General features: G+C 68.6%; 16 protein-coding genes. 7 read left to right on the plus strand and 9 right to left on the minus strand.

Annotated elements, in window-relative coordinates; all coding sequences use genetic code 11:
- Window positions 1-117 precede the first annotated feature (117 nt).
- Complete coding sequence (locus Ga0609869_RS00970) at window positions 118-585, minus strand: methyltransferase family protein (RefSeq protein WP_125404288.1); 468 nt, start codon at window positions 583-585, stop codon at window positions 118-120.
- Complete coding sequence (locus Ga0609869_RS00975; RefSeq protein ID WP_125404289.1) at window positions 582-839, minus strand: hypothetical protein; 258 nt, start codon at window positions 837-839, stop codon at window positions 582-584. The genes Ga0609869_RS00970 and Ga0609869_RS00975 overlap by 4 nt, the downstream gene beginning before the upstream one ends.
- Before the next feature lie 125 nt (window positions 840-964).
- Between Ga0609869_RS00975 and kynU the strand changes: the two genes are divergently transcribed.
- The 3 genes from kynU to Ga0609869_RS00990 all read left to right on the plus strand — a co-directional run bounded on the left by kynU (window position 965) and on the right by Ga0609869_RS00990 (window position 5,419).
- Window positions 965-2,158: a kynureninase gene (kynU, locus tag Ga0609869_RS00980; RefSeq protein ID WP_125404290.1), complete on the plus strand. Its 1,194-nt coding sequence runs from the start codon at window positions 965-967 to the stop codon at window positions 2,156-2,158.
- Window positions 2,116-2,649: a GNAT family N-acetyltransferase gene (locus Ga0609869_RS00985; protein ID WP_125404291.1), complete on the plus strand. Its 534-nt coding sequence runs from the start codon at window positions 2,116-2,118 to the stop codon at window positions 2,647-2,649. Before kynU ends, Ga0609869_RS00985 begins: the two co-directional genes overlap by 43 nt.
- A 187-nt stretch (window positions 2,650-2,836) precedes the next feature.
- Window positions 2,837-5,419 carry a Hint domain-containing protein gene (locus Ga0609869_RS00990; RefSeq protein ID WP_125404292.1) on the plus strand — a complete coding sequence of 861 codons (2,583 nt, stop codon included), beginning with the start codon at window positions 2,837-2,839 and terminating at the stop codon, window positions 5,417-5,419.
- 58 nt (window positions 5,420-5,477) lie between these two features.
- Here Ga0609869_RS00990 and Ga0609869_RS00995 read toward each other — a convergent pair whose 3' ends face one another.
- The 3 genes from Ga0609869_RS00995 to Ga0609869_RS01005 form a co-directional block, all read right to left on the minus strand.
- On the minus strand, window positions 5,478-6,254 hold the full coding sequence (locus Ga0609869_RS00995; RefSeq protein WP_125404293.1) for a gamma-glutamyl-gamma-aminobutyrate hydrolase family protein: 777 nt from the start codon (window positions 6,252-6,254) through the stop codon (window positions 5,478-5,480).
- A gap of 87 nt (window positions 6,255-6,341) precedes the next feature.
- Window positions 6,342-6,515 (minus strand): DUF2256 domain-containing protein, encoded by a 174-nt coding sequence (locus Ga0609869_RS01000; protein WP_125404294.1) that lies wholly within the window; start codon window positions 6,513-6,515, stop codon window positions 6,342-6,344.
- Window positions 6,515-8,053 (minus strand): FAD-binding domain-containing protein, encoded by a 1,539-nt coding sequence (locus Ga0609869_RS01005; protein WP_125404295.1) that lies wholly within the window; start codon window positions 8,051-8,053, stop codon window positions 6,515-6,517. Before Ga0609869_RS01005 ends, Ga0609869_RS01000 begins: the two co-directional genes overlap by 1 nt.
- A 100-nt stretch (window positions 8,054-8,153) precedes the next feature.
- Between Ga0609869_RS01005 and pepN the strand changes: the two genes are divergently transcribed.
- Together pepN and Ga0609869_RS01015 are read left to right on the plus strand one after the other, a co-directional pair.
- Complete coding sequence (gene pepN / locus Ga0609869_RS01010; protein WP_125404296.1) at window positions 8,154-10,712, plus strand: aminopeptidase N; 2,559 nt, start codon at window positions 8,154-8,156, stop codon at window positions 10,710-10,712.
- A gap of 100 nt (window positions 10,713-10,812) precedes the next feature.
- The gene (locus Ga0609869_RS01015) at window positions 10,813-11,691 is read left to right on the plus strand and encodes a lysophospholipid acyltransferase family protein (protein ID WP_125404297.1); all 879 of its coding nucleotides are present in this window, start codon (window positions 10,813-10,815) and stop codon (window positions 11,689-11,691) included.
- A gap of 117 nt (window positions 11,692-11,808) precedes the next feature.
- Here the strand turns inward: Ga0609869_RS01015 and Ga0609869_RS01020 are convergent, their stop codons facing one another.
- The gene (locus Ga0609869_RS01020) at window positions 11,809-12,417 is read right to left on the minus strand and encodes a transglycosylase SLT domain-containing protein (protein ID WP_125404298.1); all 609 of its coding nucleotides are present in this window, start codon (window positions 12,415-12,417) and stop codon (window positions 11,809-11,811) included.
- Between the two features lie 159 nt (window positions 12,418-12,576).
- Here Ga0609869_RS01020 and gatB point away from each other — a divergent pair, with 159 nt between their 5' ends.
- On the plus strand, window positions 12,577-14,085 hold the full coding sequence (gene gatB, locus Ga0609869_RS01025; protein ID WP_125404299.1) for an Asp-tRNA(Asn)/Glu-tRNA(Gln) amidotransferase subunit GatB: 1,509 nt from the start codon (window positions 12,577-12,579) through the stop codon (window positions 14,083-14,085).
- 28 nt (window positions 14,086-14,113) lie between these two features.
- On the opposite strand, the gene Ga0609869_RS01030 is transcribed toward gatB, so the two are convergent.
- The 3 genes from Ga0609869_RS01030 to Ga0609869_RS01040 form a co-directional block, all read right to left on the minus strand.
- On the minus strand, window positions 14,114-15,562 hold the full coding sequence (locus Ga0609869_RS01030) for a polysaccharide biosynthesis/export family protein (RefSeq protein WP_125404300.1): 1,449 nt from the start codon (window positions 15,560-15,562) through the stop codon (window positions 14,114-14,116).
- A gap of 20 nt (window positions 15,563-15,582) precedes the next feature.
- On the minus strand, window positions 15,583-16,281 hold the full coding sequence (locus Ga0609869_RS01035; protein ID WP_245972198.1) for a VPLPA-CTERM sorting domain-containing protein: 699 nt from the start codon (window positions 16,279-16,281) through the stop codon (window positions 15,583-15,585).
- Window positions 16,282-16,368: 87 nt separating this feature from the next.
- On the minus strand, window positions 16,369-17,343 hold the full coding sequence (locus Ga0609869_RS01040; protein WP_125404301.1) for a LysR family transcriptional regulator: 975 nt from the start codon (window positions 17,341-17,343) through the stop codon (window positions 16,369-16,371).
- Between the two features lie 204 nt (window positions 17,344-17,547).
- Between Ga0609869_RS01040 and Ga0609869_RS01045 the strand changes: the two genes are divergently transcribed.
- A complete protein-coding gene (locus Ga0609869_RS01045) occupies window positions 17,548-18,186 on the plus strand; it encodes a class I SAM-dependent methyltransferase (protein WP_125404302.1) in 639 nt (212 codons plus the stop codon).
- Window positions 18,187-18,317 lie beyond the last annotated feature (131 nt).

Below are 18,317 nucleotides of genomic sequence, written 5' to 3' on the forward strand. Positions count from 1 at the left end.
CGCGCGCGTCGTTCGACGGACGACTGATACGCCGGTTCAGGCCGCTGTGTAGTACCACCGCGTAATATTGTTTCACAACCCGATCTTCCCGGTTTCCTCGCCGCAGGTGCGGCATTGTCAAATCCAGCGCCGCACCCGGGCGCGATAGGCCTCGTACTCGGCGCCGAAACGTTCGGCGATGAAGGCCTCTTCCACCCGTATGAAGCGCCATTCGATCAGCTTCACGAAGACCGGCACCAGGATCAGGCTCGGCAACGCGTCCCAGATCAGGATGAGACCCACAAGGATCGCCGCATCGGCCAGATAGATCGGATTACGCGAAAAGCGATAGAGACCGCCCGTCATCAGCTTGCCCGGCGTCTCGCGCGGGATCAGCGACGTGCGGCTCAGAAGAAATTGCAGCGCGGCAAAGCCGGACACGCCCAGCCCCGCGGCGACCAGCGCCGTTCCGATCACGTCGCCCGCCAGCCCCAGCACCTGCATCGGCCAAATCTGCGCCTGCCCCCACGCAAGTGCCGCGAACACCGCCAGCCAGACCGGCGGCAGTTCTAGGTAGTGGACGAGCGTCTGAAGCGGCCCCTTCACGCGGCCCCTCGCGCCTGCCGGCCGCTAAACCCGTTCTTTAGCACCGGCACGTGCCCGCGCCCCGACAGGCGGGCGGCGAATGTAGCCCGGGCCAGCATCTCGGCGCCCCGCTGCGCGGGCAGGGCGAGGCCGGCCTCGCAGGGTGCGAAAGCCATGTAATCCTGCACCGCCTCGGCGACCGGGTCGTCCTGGGCCTGGGCGGGATGGGCGGCAAGGGCAAGGGCCGCGAACGCGGCGCGCAGAATGCGTTGCATGTCTCTCCTCCGGCTTGGGCGCCTGTATCGGCGGCACTCCGCCGCTTGGCAAGGGGCGAGATCGCAGCAGGGGCTTGCGGATCGCGCGGGCCAAGGGCACTCCATGCAGGACAGAGGATGTGCCGATGACCGATTTCGCCGCCACACGCCCGCTCTTCGACCTGCCCGAGGGAGTGATCTACCTCGACGGCAATTCGTTGGGCCCCCTGCCGCGCGCCGCGGCCGCGCGCGTCGCGCGCACCGTGACACGGGAATGGGGCGAGATGGTCATCACCGGCTGGAACCGCGCCGGGTGGATGGCCCAGCCGCGCGCCCTGGGCGACCGGATCGGCCGGTTGATCGGCGCGGCACCGGGCACGGTGGTGGTGGGCGATACGCTGTCGGTCAAGGTCTATCAGGCGCTGGCCGCTGCGCTGGAGATGCGGCCCGACAGGCGGGTAGTTCTCAGCGATACCGGCAACTTTCCGACCGATCTTTACATGGCCGAAGGACTGATTTCGACATTGGGCCGGGGCCATGAGCTGAAATGCGTCGCCCCCGAAACGGTCGAGGATCACATCGACGGCGAGGTCGCCGTGGTGATGCTGACAGAGGTCGACTATCGCACCGGGCGGCGCCACGACATGGCCCGGCTGACCCGCGCGGCCCACGCGGCCGGCGCGCTGACGATCTGGGATCTGGCCCATTCCGCGGGCGCCCTGCCCGTGGACGTCGCGGCCACCGGTGCCGATTTCGCCGCAGGCTGCACCTACAAGTATCTCAACGCGGGCCCCGGCGCGCCGGCCTTCATCTATGTCGCGCCCCGCCACGCCGAGACCGCGCGCCCGGCGCTTTCGGGCTGGCTGGGCCATGCCGCGCCCTTCGATTTCGAGCCCGCCTACCGCGCCGGCCGGGGAATCGACCGGATGCGGGTGGGTACGCCACCGGTGATACAGATGGCCGCGCTGGAGGCCGCGCTCGACATCTGGGACGGGGTCGACATGGCCGCCCTGCGCGCCCGGTCACTGGCGTTGGGCGACCTCTTCATCGCCGAGGTCGAGGCGCGCTGCCCGGCGCTGGCGCTGGTCACGCCCCGCGTCCATCGCGATCGCGGCAGCCAGGTGTCGTTCCGCTTTGCCGAGGGCTTTGCCGCGATGCAGGCGCTGATCGCCCGCGGCGTGATCGGCGATTTCCGGGCGCCCGACATCATGCGCTTCGGCATCGCGCCGCTTTACATCGGCGAGGACGACATCCGCCATGCCGCGGGTATCCTGCAAGAGGTGATGGAGGGGCGGCTATGGGACGATCCAGCCTATCGCCAGCGCGCCGCGGTCACCTGATCGGCGTTCGCCTGCGCGCGGCCCGGCCCGGCGACGGGCCGGCCTGCCATGCCGTGTTTCATGCCGCCGTGCACCAGGGCGCCGCCGCGTTTTACTCCGCCGAAGAGCGCGCTGCCTGGGCGCCCACGGCAGACGCCCCGCCGGACTGGGAGGCACAGCTCCTGTCGGGCCTGACGCTGATCGCCGAACGCCGCGGCCGGATTGCGGGTTTCATGACCATGGGCGCGGACGGGCATATCGACTTCGCCTATGTCGCCCCGCGCTTCATGGGCCGGGGCGTGTCCGACGCGCTGTGCGGCGCGCTGGAATCCCGTGCGCGCGCCGCCGGGCTGAGCCTTCTGACGACCGAGGCCAGCCACCTCGCGCGCAGCTTCTTCCTGCGGCGCGGCTGGCGTGAGACCGCCCGGCAGACCGTCATCCGCAGGGGCGTGGCGCTGATGAATTTCCGCATGGAATTTCAATTGACTGCCGACCGCGACCCGACCTGTTGAGCGGCCGGATCAGGCCGCCGCAGACCGCGAATTTGCCCCAGTGTCACCGCTTTGCCCCCCATCTCTGGCCGCAGTTGGCATGTAGTCAATTGGTCGCAGGAGACGGAAAGCACGGCACGCCGGCGATGCGCGCCGGCACCCGTGCCCGGTCTCGCACGTGTCGGGACCCGTGTGGAACAGGTGAGCGGTGGCGACGTACGATCTTGAATTCTATGCGGTCAATCCGGCCGCGCTGATCCCCACCGGCAGTGGCGGCACCTTCACATGGACCCGCCCTTCAACCTTCGATGGCAGCGCCACCGTCACCGACAACGAAAGCGGTATCGAGGGCCTCACGCTCGACGACGATTCCAACGGTGGCGAGACCGCCACCGCCAACGTCACCCTGGGCGGCAACACCTCCACAGGCACCACAGTCGATGCCGAGCTTGTCTGGTCCGTGCGCGACACGGTCAGCGGCGAGGTGTTCCAGATCGTCCAGTTCGATGTCGAGGGCGGCGCGGCGGCGGGCGATTACCTTCTGTCGGAACAGGCGTTGGTGCAGGGCCGCACCTACGAGGTGGTCAGCTTCAACTCGAACCCCGACGCCGCAGGCGGCGATGCCAGCTTCGACTACACCGATTTCGCCGCCGAGGCCGCCGAATACGACCGGGTGGTCGACGGCTCCGCGGCCGCTGACACGATCGACGCCAGCTATGCCGGCGACCCCGAGGGCGACCAGGTCGATGACGGGTCTGGCGGCGGTGCGGGCTTTGACGACATCATCGACGGGCGCGGCGGCGACGACACCGTTTCAGCCGGCGAAGGCGACGACACGATTTTCGGCGGCGAGGGGCAGGACACGCTCTCGGGCGGTGCCGGGGCCGACACCATCTACGGCGACGGGCCCGCCGCGACATCGACCACCGAAACGCTTAACTGGACCGCATACGGCGCCGACGGCAGCGATGTCAGCGGCGGCTTCACCGCCGATACCGGCGACATCCGGGTCGACGTGTCCTTCACCCCCGAGCCGTCGCTCGATTTCGTCGAGATCGACAGCGCCAACATGTATGTCGGCGCGGGCGAGAGTTTCGGCACCAATTCCAGTATCCTGATCGCCAGCGGCAGCGGCACCGGTTCGGGCGGCATCGCCACGCTCAACCTCGACTTCTCGGCCGATACCGGCTCGGGCCTGGCCGACGAGGTGGAAAACGTCCGCTTCCGCGTCAACGACGTCGACTGGCAGCCCAACGACCACCGCGATGCCGTCACCGTCAACGCCTACGACGCCGAGGGCAACGTGGTGCCGGTCACGCTCACGCTGGGCGGCACCGACACGCTGTCGGGCAACACCGTCACCGCCGACGACAACGCGGACGCCACCGACGCGGTGGGCGGCTCGGTGCTGGTCGAGATCGCCGGGCCGGTGGCGCGCATCGAGGTCTATTACGAAAACGTCGGTACCGGCGCGGCCGGCGTCTGGGTGACGGATGTCGAGTTCGACACCGTGCCGATCGCCGGCGACGACGACACCATCGACGGCGGCGCGGGCGACGACACGCTTTACGGCGGGGCCGGCGCCGACACCTTCACCGTCTCCGACGGCTTTGGCACCGACACGGTACAGGGCGGCGAGACGGGCGATGACGCGGACACGCTCGACGCCTCGGCGCTGGGCACGGGGCTGACGGGCGCCTACACGGGCGACGAGGCCGGCAGCCTGTCGGACGGCACCAACAGCGTCACCTTCTCGGAAATCGAGGCGCTGATCCTGACCGACCAGGACGACACGGTCGATGCCAGCCTCGACACTGTCGGGCTCGACATCACCGCAGGCGGCGGGGCCGACACGATTACCGGCGGGTCGGGAGACGACCTGATCGACGGCGGCGCGGGCGACGACACGCTCGACGGCGGCGCCGGGGCCGACACGCTGAGCGGCGGCGCGGGCGACGACACGATCACCCTGGGCCAGGGCGACAGCGCCACCGGCGGCGGCGGCGACGACATGTTCCTCATCGCCGATTACGGCGAGGCCGGCGCCGGCACCATCGACATCGTCGGCGGCGAGGACGACGAAACGCTGGGCGACACGCTCGACTTCCAGGGCCTGTTGGTGCTGGGCAGCGTCACCTACACCAATACCGACGACGCGGCGGGGGGGCTGTCGGGCAGCGCCACGCTGACCGACGGCACATTGGTCAATTTCTCGGAAATCGAGTCGATCATCTGCTTCACCGCCGGAACCGGCATCCTCACCCCGCGGGGCGAGCGCCCGGTGGAAACCCTGCGGCCGGGCGATCTGGTGATCACCGCCGATGCCGGCCCCCAGCCGATCCGCTGGGTGGGCGCGCGCACCGTGGCCGCCGAGGGCAAGCTCGCGCCGATCCGCATCGCCAGGGGGCTGATGGACAACCATGCCGACCTGATGGTCTCGCCCCAGCACCGGATGCTCTTCGAGGGCTACCAGGCGCAGCTTCTCTTCAACAGCCACCAGGTGCTGGTGCCCGCCAAGCACCTGGTCGACTATCACGCCGTCTGCCCCGAACCGGGCGGCGAGGTCACCTATGTCCACCTGCTGTTCGACCGCCACCAGATCGTTTTCGCCAACGGCGCGCGCAGCGAAAGCTTCCATCCCGGCCAGCTCGGGCTCGATGCGATCGCCCCGGCCGCCCGGCAAGAGCTCCTGGCGCTCTTCCCCGACCTGCGCAGCGATATCGGCACCTACGGCCCCGCCGTCCGGCCCAGCCTGCGCCGGTTCGAGGCGCGCGCGCTGATGGCGGCCTGAACCGCGCCCGTTTCTTCTTGGCGAAAATACCCAAACCCGGCCCCCGCCGGGCACCCCGTCAGGCGGTTTTCAGCGCCACGGTCCGCGCGCCCGCCGCCCAGGCGCGCACCGCTTTGCCGAACGCCTCGAACAGCGGGCGCGAAACCGGGTCGCAGGCGGCGTTGTATTCGGGGTGCCACTGCACCGAGAGGGTAAAGCCCGGTGCATCCTTTACGTAAAGCGCCTCGGGCGTGCCGTCCGGGGCCAGGCCGTCGATCACGATCCGCGGGCCCGGCGTCTTGATCCCCTGCCCGTGCAGCGTGTTGGTCATCACCTCGCTCGCGCCGAAGAGACGGTGAAACGGCCCGCCCTCGGTAAAGCGCACGGTGTGGCGCAGCGCGAATTTTTCCTCCAGCGTGCCGTCGGGGGGCATGCGGTGGTTCATCCGCCCCGGAAGCTCGCGGATCTCGGGGTAGAGCGAACCGCCCATCGCCACGTTCACCTCCTGGAACCCCCGGCAGATGCCGAAGAACGGCTGGCCGCGGTCGACCAGCGCCCGGATCAGCGGCAGCGCGATCGCGTCGCGTGCCCGGTCGAAGGCACCGTGGGCGTCGGTCGCCTGTTCGCCGTACTCCTCGGGGTGGACGTTGGGCCGCCCCCCGGTGAACAGGAACCCGTCGAAGCTTTCCAACAGGTCCTGCACCGAGACGAAGCGCGGATCGGCCGGGATCAAGAGCGGCAGGGCGCCGGACACTTCGGCCACGGCCTCGGCATTCATCGTGCCGCCCGCATGGGCGGGGTACTGGTCGTTGATCAGGTACTGGTTGCCGATGATACCGACCTTGGGGCGCGTCATGGGGTCCTCATGCTGATTTCTCTTTACGATATAGCGACGATGCGGCGGAATGAAGGCCCAACGGGCGCACGACCCCTCTGCAATGGCTCACGTATCGGGCCCCTGCCGCTTTTTCGGGCGCCGGGCCGTGGCCCGGCAGCGGTCGGAACAATAGCACACCGCGTCCCAGTCCGCCGCCCATTTGCGCCGCCAGGCGAAGGGGCGGCCGCAGGCGGCGCACACCTTCGTGGGCAGGTCGCACTTGCGGCGCATGCGGGCCATCAGAGATCGAGGCTCAGCTGCGCGGGCGGCGATTTGGCCGCGCGCCTCCGGGGCGCCCGGTCGTTGACGAAGCGCCCCGCCCTGTCCCTGCGCGACGCATGTTTCGCCACCACCCGCGCGGCCTCTTCGGCAAAGCCCGCGCGGCCGCGCACCGCCCAGACGGCCTCGCGCGCGGCCTTCGCCGCCTTGGCCACATCGACGATGGGCGCGGGATAGCCCCGCCCGAGCAGCCGCCCCGCCCCGGACCAGCGCCAGGGCTCTTGCAGGCAGGCATCGGGCACCTCGGCCAGTTCGGGCACCCAGCGGCGGGTGAATTCGCCCGTCGGATCCTGGTCGTGGCCCTGTTTCAGCGGGTTGTAGATGCGGATGGTGTTCATGCCCGTGGTGCCCGACTGCATCTGGCACTGGCTCCAGTGGATGCCGGGCTCGTAATCGGTGAACTGACGGGCCAGATGGGCGCCGGTGGCCCGCCAGTCGAGCCAAAAATGATACGAGGCGACCGCCACCAGCATCGAGCGCATCCGGAAATTGAGCCAGCCGGTATGGACCAGCGCGCGCATGCAGGCATCGACGAAGGGCAGGCCCGTCTCGCCGGCCTGCCACGCCGCCAGCCGGCCGGCGTCGGGCGTGCGCGGCCGCAGCCCTTCGTAGGCGCGGTGCAGGCAGCGCTGTTCCAGCGCCGGCTCGCTTTCCAGCTTTTGCATGAAATGGTCGCGCCAGGCCAACCGCGCGGAAAAGCTCTTCAGGCTGCCCGGCCAGCCGTCGCCGCCGCCTGTCCCCACCTCGGCCCGGCGACGTGCCGTCGCCTGCTCCACCTCGCGGGACGACAGCGTGCCGAAGGCCAGGTGCGGCGAGAGCCGCGAACAGGCCGCCGCGCCCGACAGCGGCGAGGACATGGCGCGGCGATAGTCCCGCCCGCGCAGGGTGAGGAAGCTGTCCAGCCGCTCCTGCGCCGCGTCCCGTCCGCCCCGTTGCCGCCCCGGGCAGGGGTCGAAGCCAAGGCCGAGGTCCAGCGCCGAGGGCAGCGCGCAGGCGGCGAGACCCGGCAGCCCGCGCAGCCCCTCGGGCGGCGCCGCGACGGGCGCGCGCACGAAGGCGTCGCGCGTCCGCGCCCAGCCATCCCGGCTGGCCAGGCGGCGCACAACGCCGCCCTGGGGCAGTTCCACCCAGTCGATCCCGTTGGCGCCGGCCCAGGCCGCCACCGCCCGGTCACGGGCATAGGTCCAGCCATTGCCGGTTTCCTCGTGGCTGACGATACGCCGCGCGCCGTGCCGGGCGCACAGCGCCGCCAACACCTCGACCGCCTCGCCCATCTCCACCAGCAAGGGCGCGCCGAGACGGGCCAGCGCGCCCGACAGCCCCTCCAGGCATTCCGCCACGAAGCGCCACTGCCGGGCCGAGGCGTCGGGCTGCGCCCAGAGGCCGGGCTCGACGATGTAAAGCGGCAGAACCGCGCCCTCGCCCGCCGCGGCCAACGCCAGCGCGGGGTTGTCGTGGATGCGCAGATCGCGCTTGAACCAGAGGATCGTGACGTCCATGGGCGGGAACATACAGGGAACGGCATCTTCGGCAAGGGCGGGCCGGTTGCAGCCCGCCACGGATCAGATAGACCTGTCGGGCGAGCAGAGGAGTCCGCCGATGAAAGACGCCGCCCCCCAGCCGGTCCACCTGCAGGAATACGCGCCGCCCGCCTATCTGGTCGATGACGTGCACCTGACATTCCGCCTTGACCCCAAGGCCACAAGGGTCAGCGCACGCATCGCGTTTCGCCCGAACCCGGCGGCACAGGACCGGACTTTTTTCCTGCACGGCGAAGAGTTGACGCTGGTCTCGGCACGGATCGACGGGCAGGACGTGACGCCGAAAATCACCCCCCAGGGCCTGACCTGCGCCGTGCCAGACGCGCCCTTCACCTGGGAGGCCGAGGTGGACATCTCGCCCGAGGCCAATACCGCGCTGGAGGGGCTTTATATCTCCAACGGCATGTATTGCACCCAATGCGAGGCCGAGGGGTTTCGCAAGATCAGCTATTACCCCGACCGGCCCGACGTGATGGCCCCCTTCACCGTGCGCATCGAGGGCGACGCGCCGGCGCTGCTGTCGAACGGCAACCCGGCTGACAGCGGTGCGGGCTGGGCGGAATGGCACGACCCCTGGCCGAAACCGGCCTACCTGTTCGCCCTGGTGGCCGGCGATCTGCGCGCGGTATCGGAAGGGTTCACCACGGCCTCCGGGCGGCCGGTCGAACTCAACGTCTGGGTTCGTCCGGGTGACGAGGGGCGCGCGGGCTATGCGCTCGACGCCCTGAAACGGTCGATGCGGTGGGACGAAAGCGCGTATGGCCGAGAGTACGATCTGGACGTCTTCAACATCGTGGCCGTCGACGACTTCAACATGGGCGCGATGGAGAACAAGGGGTTGAACATTTTCAACTCCAAATACGTTCTTGCCAGCCCCGAGACCGCGACCGACCGCGACTTCGACCTGATCGAGGGGATCGTGGCGCACGAGTATTTCCACAACTGGACGGGCAACCGCATCACCTGCCGCGACTGGTTCCAGCTCTGCCTGAAAGAGGGGCTGACCGTGTTCCGCGACCAGCAGTTTTCGGGCGACATGCGCAGCCACGCGGTAAAACGCATCGAGGACGTGCTGCAACTGCGCGCCCGCCAGTTCCGCGAGGATAACGGGCCGCTGGCCCATCCGGTCCGGCCCGAAAGCTATGTCGAGATCAACAATTTCTACACCGCGACCGTCTACGAGAAGGGCGCCGAGGTGATCGGGATGCTGCGCCGGCTGGTGGGGCCGGAGGGGTATCGAAAGGCGCTTGACCTCTATTTCGACCGGCACGACGGGGACGCGGCGACCATCGAGGACTGGCTGAAGGTCTTCGAGGATGTCACCGGGCGCGACCTGACCCAGTTCCGGCGCTGGTATTCCCAGGCCGGAACCCCCCGGCTGAAGGTGGCCGAGGACTACGCGGACGGCCGCTATACCCTGCACCTGGAACAGCATACGCCGCCCACGCCTGGCCAGCCCGAGAAGGCGCCGCAGGTGATCCCAGTGGCCGTGGGCCTGCTCAACCCGAATGGCGACGAGGTGGTGCCGACCACGCTGCTGGAGATGACCGAGGCGAAACAGAGCTTCAGCTTCGAAGGGCTGGCGGCCAAACCCGTGCCTTCGCTGTTGCGCGGTTTTTCCGCCCCGGTGATCCTGGAGCGCGAAACCAGCGCCGAGGAACGCGCCTTTCTGCTGGCCCACGACACCGACGCCTTCAACAAGTGGGAGGCCGGCCGACAGCTCGCCCGCGAGGTGCTGGCGAAGATGACGACCGAGGACGCGGCGCCGGGGCCTGCCTATCTGGACGCGCTGGCCGCAGTCGCGCGCGACGACACGCTCGACCCGGCCTTCCGGGCGCTTGCCCTGCGCCTGCCCAGCGAAGACGACCTGGCCCAGGCGCTGGCGAATTCGGGCATCACGCCCGACCCCTGGGAGATCCACGCCGCGCGCGAAAAGCTGAAGGCGGCGGTGGCCCGGCACCTGGCCGAGCAATGGCCGGCGCTTTACCGCGAGATGGCCTGCCCCGGCCCCTACACCCCCAGCGCGTCGGATGCCGGGCGGCGGGCGCTCAGGCTGACCGCGCTTGGCTATCTGTCCCGGCTCGACACGGGCGACGAGGCCCGGCGGCTCTATGCCGAGGCCGGCAACATGACCGAAACCATCGGCGCGCTGTCGACGCTGCTGGAGATCGGGCGCGGCGAGGAGGAGATCGAAGCGTTCTATGCCCGCTGGTCGGCCGACCGACTGGTGATGGACAAGTGGTTTGCCTTGCAAACGAGCCTCGCCCCGCCCCAGCGGGCCGCGGCCACCGCGCGCGCGCTGACCGAACACCCCGATTTCGACTGGAAAACGCCCAACCGCTTTCGCGCGGTGATCGGCGGGCTTTCAGCCAACGCGGCGGGCTTTCACGACCCCTCGGGCGCGTCTTACGAGCTGGTAGCGGACTGGCTGATCCGGCTCGACGACGTGAACCCGCAGACCGCGGCGCGGATGTCGACGGCCTTTGAAACGCTGGGCCGGTACGACGCCAGCCGGCAGGCCCGGATGCGCGCGGCGCTGGAGCGAATCGCCGCCAAGCCGGGGCTCAGCCGCGACATGGGCGAGATGGTCGGACGCATCCTGGGCAGCGGGAGTTAGAGTGGCGAAGATCCGCATGAAACGGTATTTGCTTTGACCAGAGCGCTGCGAATCGGGTCTCCTGTCAATGAATCGTCATGAAGAAATGGTGACAAGGCGCATGCAGGATCGAATCGACCCCCTCATCGAAGAGCGTGCGCCCTGGCTTTTCGCCCAGAACCCGGTCAGCGATATCTCGCGCCGGGTTTTGACCGGTTTGCTGGGCTATCCACGCACCATTGCGCTGGGCGAGGTGCTGAAAGACCACCCCGCCTCCACCATCATGGACGAAATGGCCCGCCTGCTGGCGCAGGATGTCGAGGTGACGGGGCTGGACAACATCCCCCGCTCGGGCCCGGCGCTGGTTGTGTCCAACCACCCCACCGGCATCGCCGACGGCATCATGATGTGGAGCCTTCTGGGCCAGCTGCGCCCCGATCTCTTTTTCTACGCCAACCGCGACATCCTGCGCGTGATGCCGCAGATGGACGCGATGATCGCCCCCGTCGAATGGCGCGAGGACAAGCGCAGCCACGGCAAGACCCGCGAGACCATGGCCTATACCCGCAAGGCGATCGACGCCGGGCGGCTGGGTGTGATCTTCCCCTCGGGGCGGTTGGCCAAGCGGCGCGGGCTGCGGCTGCACGAACGGCCCTGGATGGCCTCGGCGGCGATGATCGCGCGCAAGTTCGACCTGCCGGTGATCCCGGTGAATATCCGCGCGCGCAACTCGGTGCTGTTCTATTTCTTCGACCTGATCCACCCGACGCTGCGCGACATCACGCTGTTCCACGAAACCCTGAACAAAGGCAGCCAGCCCTACCGCATGACCGTGGGCGCACCGATCTCGCCCGCCGCGCTGCCCTCGAAATCGGAAGACGGCATCGAGATGCTGCGCCAGGCGACGCTGGCGCTGGGCGGGCGCTACGCCCCCGATGTCAGCCTGGTGGCGAGCACGCGCCGGCCGAGCTGGGCACGTTCGTTGGCGGGCATGTCCTGAGCGGACCCGGGCCGGCTGTTACAAGGACGCGCTGACGCGCGACGCCTTTTTTTGCCGCGCGCGGGCGCGCGGCCGGCCTCCGGCGGGGATATTTTCAGCCAGAAGAACCGGGGCGGGTCAGCGCGGGCGGCAATAGCTTTGCTGGGCTGTCCAGGTGGCAATGTCGGTGCGTTTGGCAGCGCTGTGGAACGGCCCCCAATCGGCGGCAATGCCGCGCCCACCCTTCGCCACCACCCCGTCGCGCGGCACCGTGTGGGCGGCGATACGGATGGCGCAGGACAGGTTGAGGGTGCCGTTCTTGAGGTCTTCGCCCGAGCGCGCCTGGCAGCCATAGCCGCGCGCGGTGGCAGGCGCGATCTGCACCAGTCCGAACCAGCGCCCGCCGCCGCCCACGGCACCCGGATTCCAGGTGCTTTCGTGCTTGGCGAGCGCGGAGAAGAGGCCCGCCCAGAAGGCGCGGCGCTGGGCCGGACCGGCCTCGGGGTAGGCCGGGCACCACGCGGTGATATCGGCGGGCACCAGATCGACGAGCGGCGCGCCGGGGCCCTGCAGCGCGGCGAGCGAGGCCTCGGTCCAGCGCGCGGCCTCGGGGCGGTGATCCCAGCGCATCGGCGGGCGCACGTTGCTGGTGGAAAAACCGGCGGTATCGGCCCGCATCACGGCATCTTTGCCGCCCGAACAGCCCGCCAAGAGGGCCACCAGCCCTGCCAGAACCATCGCCCGCATCTGTCTCTCCGGCGCAGCCTCGATTTTCGCGGGCAGTCTGTCGGTAACGGGCGCGGCGGGCAACACGGGGATGCGCGCGTCGGCGGAAAGCCGCGCGGCCCTTGCCCCCCTGCCGGGCTTGGCCTAGAACGCCCTTCGTTCCGGACCGGAGTTTGCCCCATGCTCGACCTTGCCTTTGAGACCCCGAAACCCAAGGTGATCGCCGGCGCCAAGGCCGATTGGGAACTTGTGATCGGGCTGGAGGTACATGCCCAGGTGGCCAGCAAGGCCAAGCTGTTTTCCGGGGCCTCCACCGTCTTCGGCGCCGAGCCCAATTCCAACGTGTCCTTCGTCGATGCGGCGATGCCGGGCATGTTGCCGGTGATCAACGAGTTTTGCGTGGCCCAGGCGGTGCGCACCGGGCTGGGGCTGAAGGCCGCGATCAACCTGGTCTCGGCCTTCGACCGCAAGAATTATTTCTACCCCGACCTGCCGCAGGGCTACCAGATCAGCCAGCTTTATCATCCGATCGTGGGCGAGGGCGAGGTGCTGGTCGACATGGGCCCGGGCGTGGCGCGGCGTGTGCGGATCGAGCGCATCCATATCGAGCAGGACGCCGGCAAGTCGATCCACGACATGGACCCGCATATGTCCTTCGTCGATCTCAACCGCACCGGCGTGGCACTGATGGAAATCGTCAGCCGCCCCGACATCCGCGGCCCCGAAGAGGCGGCGGCCTATGTCGGCAAACTGCGCCAGATCATGCGTTATCTCGGCACCTGCGACGGCAACATGCAGAACGGCAACCTGCGCGCGGACGTGAATGTCAGCATCTGCAAGCCGGGCGCCTACGAGACATACCGCGAGACCGGCGATTTCTCGCATCTCGGCACGCGCTGCGAGATCAAGAACATGAACTCGATGCGCTTTATCCAGGCCGCGATCGAGCACGAGGCGCGGCGCCAGATCGCGATCGTCGAGGATGGCGGAAAGGTCGTGCAGGAAACCCGCCTCTACGATCCGGACAAGGGCGAAACGCGGTCGATGCGCTCGAAGGAAGAGGCGCATGATTACCGCTACTTCCCCTGCCCCGACCTCTTGCCGCTGGAGATCGAACAGGCATGGGTGGACGACATCGCCGCCAGCCTGCCTGAACTGCCCGATGAGAAGAAGGCACGTTTCGTCACCGAGTTCGGGCTGACCGAATACGATGCGGGCGTGCTGACCGCCGATGTCGACTCGGCGGCCTATTTCGAGGCCGTGGCCGCGGGCCGCGACGGCAAGATGGCCGCCAACTGGGTGATCAACGAACTGTTCGGCCGGCTCAAGAAGGAAGAGCACGATATCACCGAGAGCCCGGTGAGCCCCGCGCAGCTGGGCGGCATCATCGATCTGATCGCCAAGGGCGACATTTCCGGCAAGATCGCCAAGGACCTGTTCGAGATCGTCTATACCGAGGGCGGCGACCCGGCCGAGATCGTCGAGGCGCGCGGTATGAAGCAGGTGACCGATACCGGCGAAATCGAAAAGGTGGTCGACGAGATCATCGCCGCAAACCCCGCGCAGGTGGAAAAGGCCAAGCAGAACCCCAAGCTTGCCGGATGGTTCGTGGGCCAGGTGATGAAGGCCACCGGCGGCAAGGCCAACCCCAAGGCGGTGAACGAGATCGTGGCGAAACGGCTGGGCTGAGGCACGCAGGGCCCCGACCCGGCGGGGGCTAGTCGGTCTCGACCGTGACGGTCAGAACGTCCGACGGCATCATCTCGGTTGTCGCGTCGGCCTCGCGCTCGATAAGCTCTCCATCCGCGTTGCGGCGCATCAGCCGGTAGGTTACCGTCACCTCACGCTCCGGCCCGGTCAACTGGCCCAGTTCGCGCCCGGCGAGGCGCCGCTTGTCGCGGGCCTCTTCGATTGCGACCTCAAGCACCGGCAGCCGCTGGCGCACCTCTGACAGCGCCACGATGGCCCGGCGTTCCCGTTCGGCGAGGGTCTGGCGGCGGTCGCGCTCGACCTCGGCGATACGTGTGCGGGTTTCGAACAGCGCCTGTTCGAGGTCGATCAGGCCGTTTTCCAGGCTGGCCTGGGTCGCCTGGATCGCCAGCATCTGGTCGGAGCGCACCAATCCGCGCTCGTCGAGACGGTTGAGCCGCTCGGCCGCAGCATCGACGCTGGCGATCCGCTCGCGCTGGGTGGCGATCTTGCGTTCGATGGCCGCGACCTCGGCGTTCAACAGCTCTTCCAGCCGGTCGAAGGCGGCCATTTCCTCGCGGAACTGCGATTGCGCGAGTTCGAAGGCACGCCGCTCGTCCGCGAGGATGGCGGCCTCGGCCTCGGGTCCGTCGGGGTGGTCGAGCGCACCGACCGGCGCCATCGCCTCGGCATCCTGCGACTCGGCGGCCAGCCGCGCTTCGCGGGCGATCAGCCGTGCACGCTCGTCACGGGCCGACGCGATGGTCGAGGCCGACGAGATATGGTCGCGCGTCAGCGTGTAGCGCGCATCGGTCGTGCCAAGCAGACCGCCGGCGAGGCTGAGCGCCTGTACCGCCGGGGCGCCCGGTGTCAGGGCGTAGGCGCCGGGCGCGGCGACATCGCCCAGCACGAAGACCGGGCCGTGGCGCACGATGCTGACCGACAGGCCCGGCGCCTCGATCAGGCCGATGCGATCCTGCAGCGCGCGGGCCACGTCATCGGTCAGCTCGGGCAGCGTCCGGCCCGCCGCCGGGATGAAGCCCAGCAAGGCAATGCTGATATTGCCGTCGGTGTCGATGACGTATTCGCGCGACAGCGCCGTCCATGTGCGGTTGACCGTCTCTTCGGCATTGAACTCGACGATCTGCACCTCGACCACGTCGGATACGCTCAGCCGATAGGGCGTACGATCTTGCGCAACCGACGGAGCTGCAGAGCCGACGCATAGCGCGAAAAGGAAGAGCCGGAAAATACGGAGAATTCTTGCCTGAAACCTCATGGCCGAACGGACCTTTACGAATGGCACCAAAGACATACAACGCATCGTGCCAAGTTCGGGCCTATCCGGCAACCGTGGCGTAAGGCGCGGCGCGGGACGGCGGGAAAGATCCGAGCGCGGAAGACCGGTACAAGCCCGAACCGGCCCCTGCGCGGATGCGGCGGAAAGACAAACGGCGACCCCTCGGGCCGCCGCCATCACGATCGCTCTTGCCCGTGTCAGCTGCGCGTTCGGCGCAACGCGGCGAGCGCGCCGAGCCCGGCCAACAGCATCAGCCCGGCGGCGGGCAGCGGCACCGGGGCAAGGGCGAATTCCATCGCCGGCATGTCGGGTCCGCCGGGCACGTCCAGGTCCCGCTCGGACAGGAAGGTCAGGCTGGTGATGGCCTCGTCCAGAGAGAACTCGATCAGCGCGACGGTGTTGTAGGTTCCCGCGCCGACCGGCGTGATGGGATCTTCGAGATCGGCGTTGATGACCTCCATCACGTCGTCGCCGGTCACCGACTCGGTGCCGTTGAAGATGATCTCATTGAAAACGTCGATCGAGCCCCAGAGCAGCCTGATGGAGCCGACACCGCTGCCGGCCAGGGTCAGCGTCTGGGGCGACGGCGCGCCGTTCGAGCCGTTGACGCCACCGACCGCGAAGAAATCCCTGCTGTCGGCGATCCCGGTATTGGCAAAGGGCGACCGATAGCTGCGCGGCACGGTCGAGGGCGGCACATCGACCTGCGGGTCGGGGCCGCTCCAACTGGCGCCGCCGGGCATATGGGCGCCATAGCCCTCGGCGAAAACATCCGCCGTGTTGCCCGTCAGGTTGGTCGACCAGTCGATGACGGAAATGGTGACGGCCGAGGCCGGAACGCCAAGGCCAAGAACGGTCGCGCCGGCCAGAATGGTAGAATGAATGAGCTTTCGCATGACGCCCCCCCAGAACGTTCAATTGAACTCAAGGCTAACACATCGCGGCACGTGCGAACAGATGGCGCGCGGCGGCGCAGCAAACCCTCAGGGCCGTTCGTGCACCTTCAGCCGCCCTTCCAGCCAGGGCAGCCTCGCCAGCGACGGATCGACAACGACCGCGCGCACCAGCCCGCGCAGCCGGTCGGCCACCCGCTCGGGCATGTCGCGCAACACGCCCCGCCGCGCGCTGAGCGAGATCGTGCGCGACAACGGCTCAAAGGGCAGCGGCATCAGCGCGACCTCGTCGCCGAAACGCTGGGCGTGCAGATAGCCCAGCGGTGTCAGGATGGTCCAGCCGGCGCCACCGGCCACCATCGCCATGATCGCGGGATAGCTGTCGAGCTCGAACCGGTGGGCAAGGGTGAGGTTCTGGCGCGCCAGGTGCTCGGCGATTTGCCGGCCCATCAGGTGGCGCAGGGTGTACTGGATCAGCGGCAGCGTCTTGAGTTGGGCCAGCACGTCGCCCCCGGGGTCGACCGCGCCCCGCGGCACCGCCGCGACGAAGGGCTCGCTGAGCAGCGGATGCACCTCCATCCAGTCGGCCGTGGCGCCCATGTCGGCGGCCACGACCATGTCGAGCGCGCGGGTGTCGAGCAGATCGAACAGCCTGTGGCTGGGCCCGGTGACAAGCTGGAACTGGCATTGCCGCAGGTCTTCGGCCATCCCCGCCAACAGGCGCGGCGTCACGTCGGCCTCGAAATCCTCGATCATGCCCAGGCGAAACCGGGTGAGCCCGGCCATGTCCTCGGCGGCCAGCTCGGCGCGGGCCTGATGGGCCTCGGTCAGGATCACCCGTGCGCGCTGGCGAAACATCTCGCCCGCGGGCGTCAGCATCACCGGGCGGGTGGCGCGGTCCATCAGCGTGGCGCCGAGGGCGGCCTCGAGCGCGCTGATCTGCTGGCTGATCGCCGAGGGGCTGGCCTGAAGCCGCCGGGCCGCGGCCGATACCGTGCCTTCCTCGGCGGCGGCGAGAAACGCCTCGATCCCCCAAAGGCTGATACGGCCGGCAGACTGGACCATGGCAATAAAGCCCTTCGATGTGGGACCGCACCGACGCTACGGCCTTGAGCCCCCCGGGGCAACGGAAACCGCAGGCTTTCGCACGGCGCGTGCCCGCGCTCCCGCATTCGGGATTGGCGCCAGAGGGCAATCGGCCCTAACCTTGCGATGGGACGCGCGGTCATCGCGGGTCCGCCATTTCGCAGCGCGTATTGAAGACACCCCATGCTTTGGATCGATAAACTCAAGGGAACCGGGCTGAAGACCCGCGTGATGCACCCCTACGACGAATTCTGGGACCAGCGGCTGGGGGTCGGGACGTTCGGGTACATGCCCGGCGAGGGCGACCGCGAGTCCCCCACCCGGCGGGTCCATTACAACCCGACCGGCTACAGGCGGATCTTCGAGATTTTCAAGCGGCTAGAACTGGATGAGTCCTGCCGGTTCCTCGACCTCGGCAGCGGCCTCGGGCGGGCGGTGTTCGCCGCCCATTGGTCCGGTGCCGCCGAAGCCGTGGGGGTCGAGATCAACGAGACGCTGTTCCGCGACACGCTGAAAAACCTCGACGGCTACCGCCGCCGCGACGACCGCATCCGGTTCCACAACGCGCCGGCCGAGGAATACAGCCCCGAAACGGCCAATGTCGTTTACATATTTCACGCCTTCGGACCCGCAACGCTGCAACAGGTGCTGGAAAACCTCGAAGAAAGCCTCACCGCGCATCCGCGCCGGCTGCGGATCGTCTATGAGAACCCGGTCCACGCGGATGTGATCGACGCGCGCCCGGCCTTCCAGCGGTTCGAGCATTGGAAGGGGCGGGAAAAGAAGGGCAGCCGATACGCCACGACCTTCTGGACGACCTGACCGTGGGCGCCGCATCGCATTGACGGGGCAGGCCGCGCTCGGCCACACTCCGCCGCAAGCGACCAGCCGCGCCTCTTTGTGCTGGCCCCCCACAAAACCGCGTCTCCGGCATGGCCCGCGCGCGATTGCGA

Origin of the sequence: Rhodovulum iodosum (assembly GCF_041020385.1) — a bacterium.
GTDB classification, from domain to species: domain Bacteria; phylum Pseudomonadota; class Alphaproteobacteria; order Rhodobacterales; family Rhodobacteraceae; genus Rhodovulum; species Rhodovulum iodosum.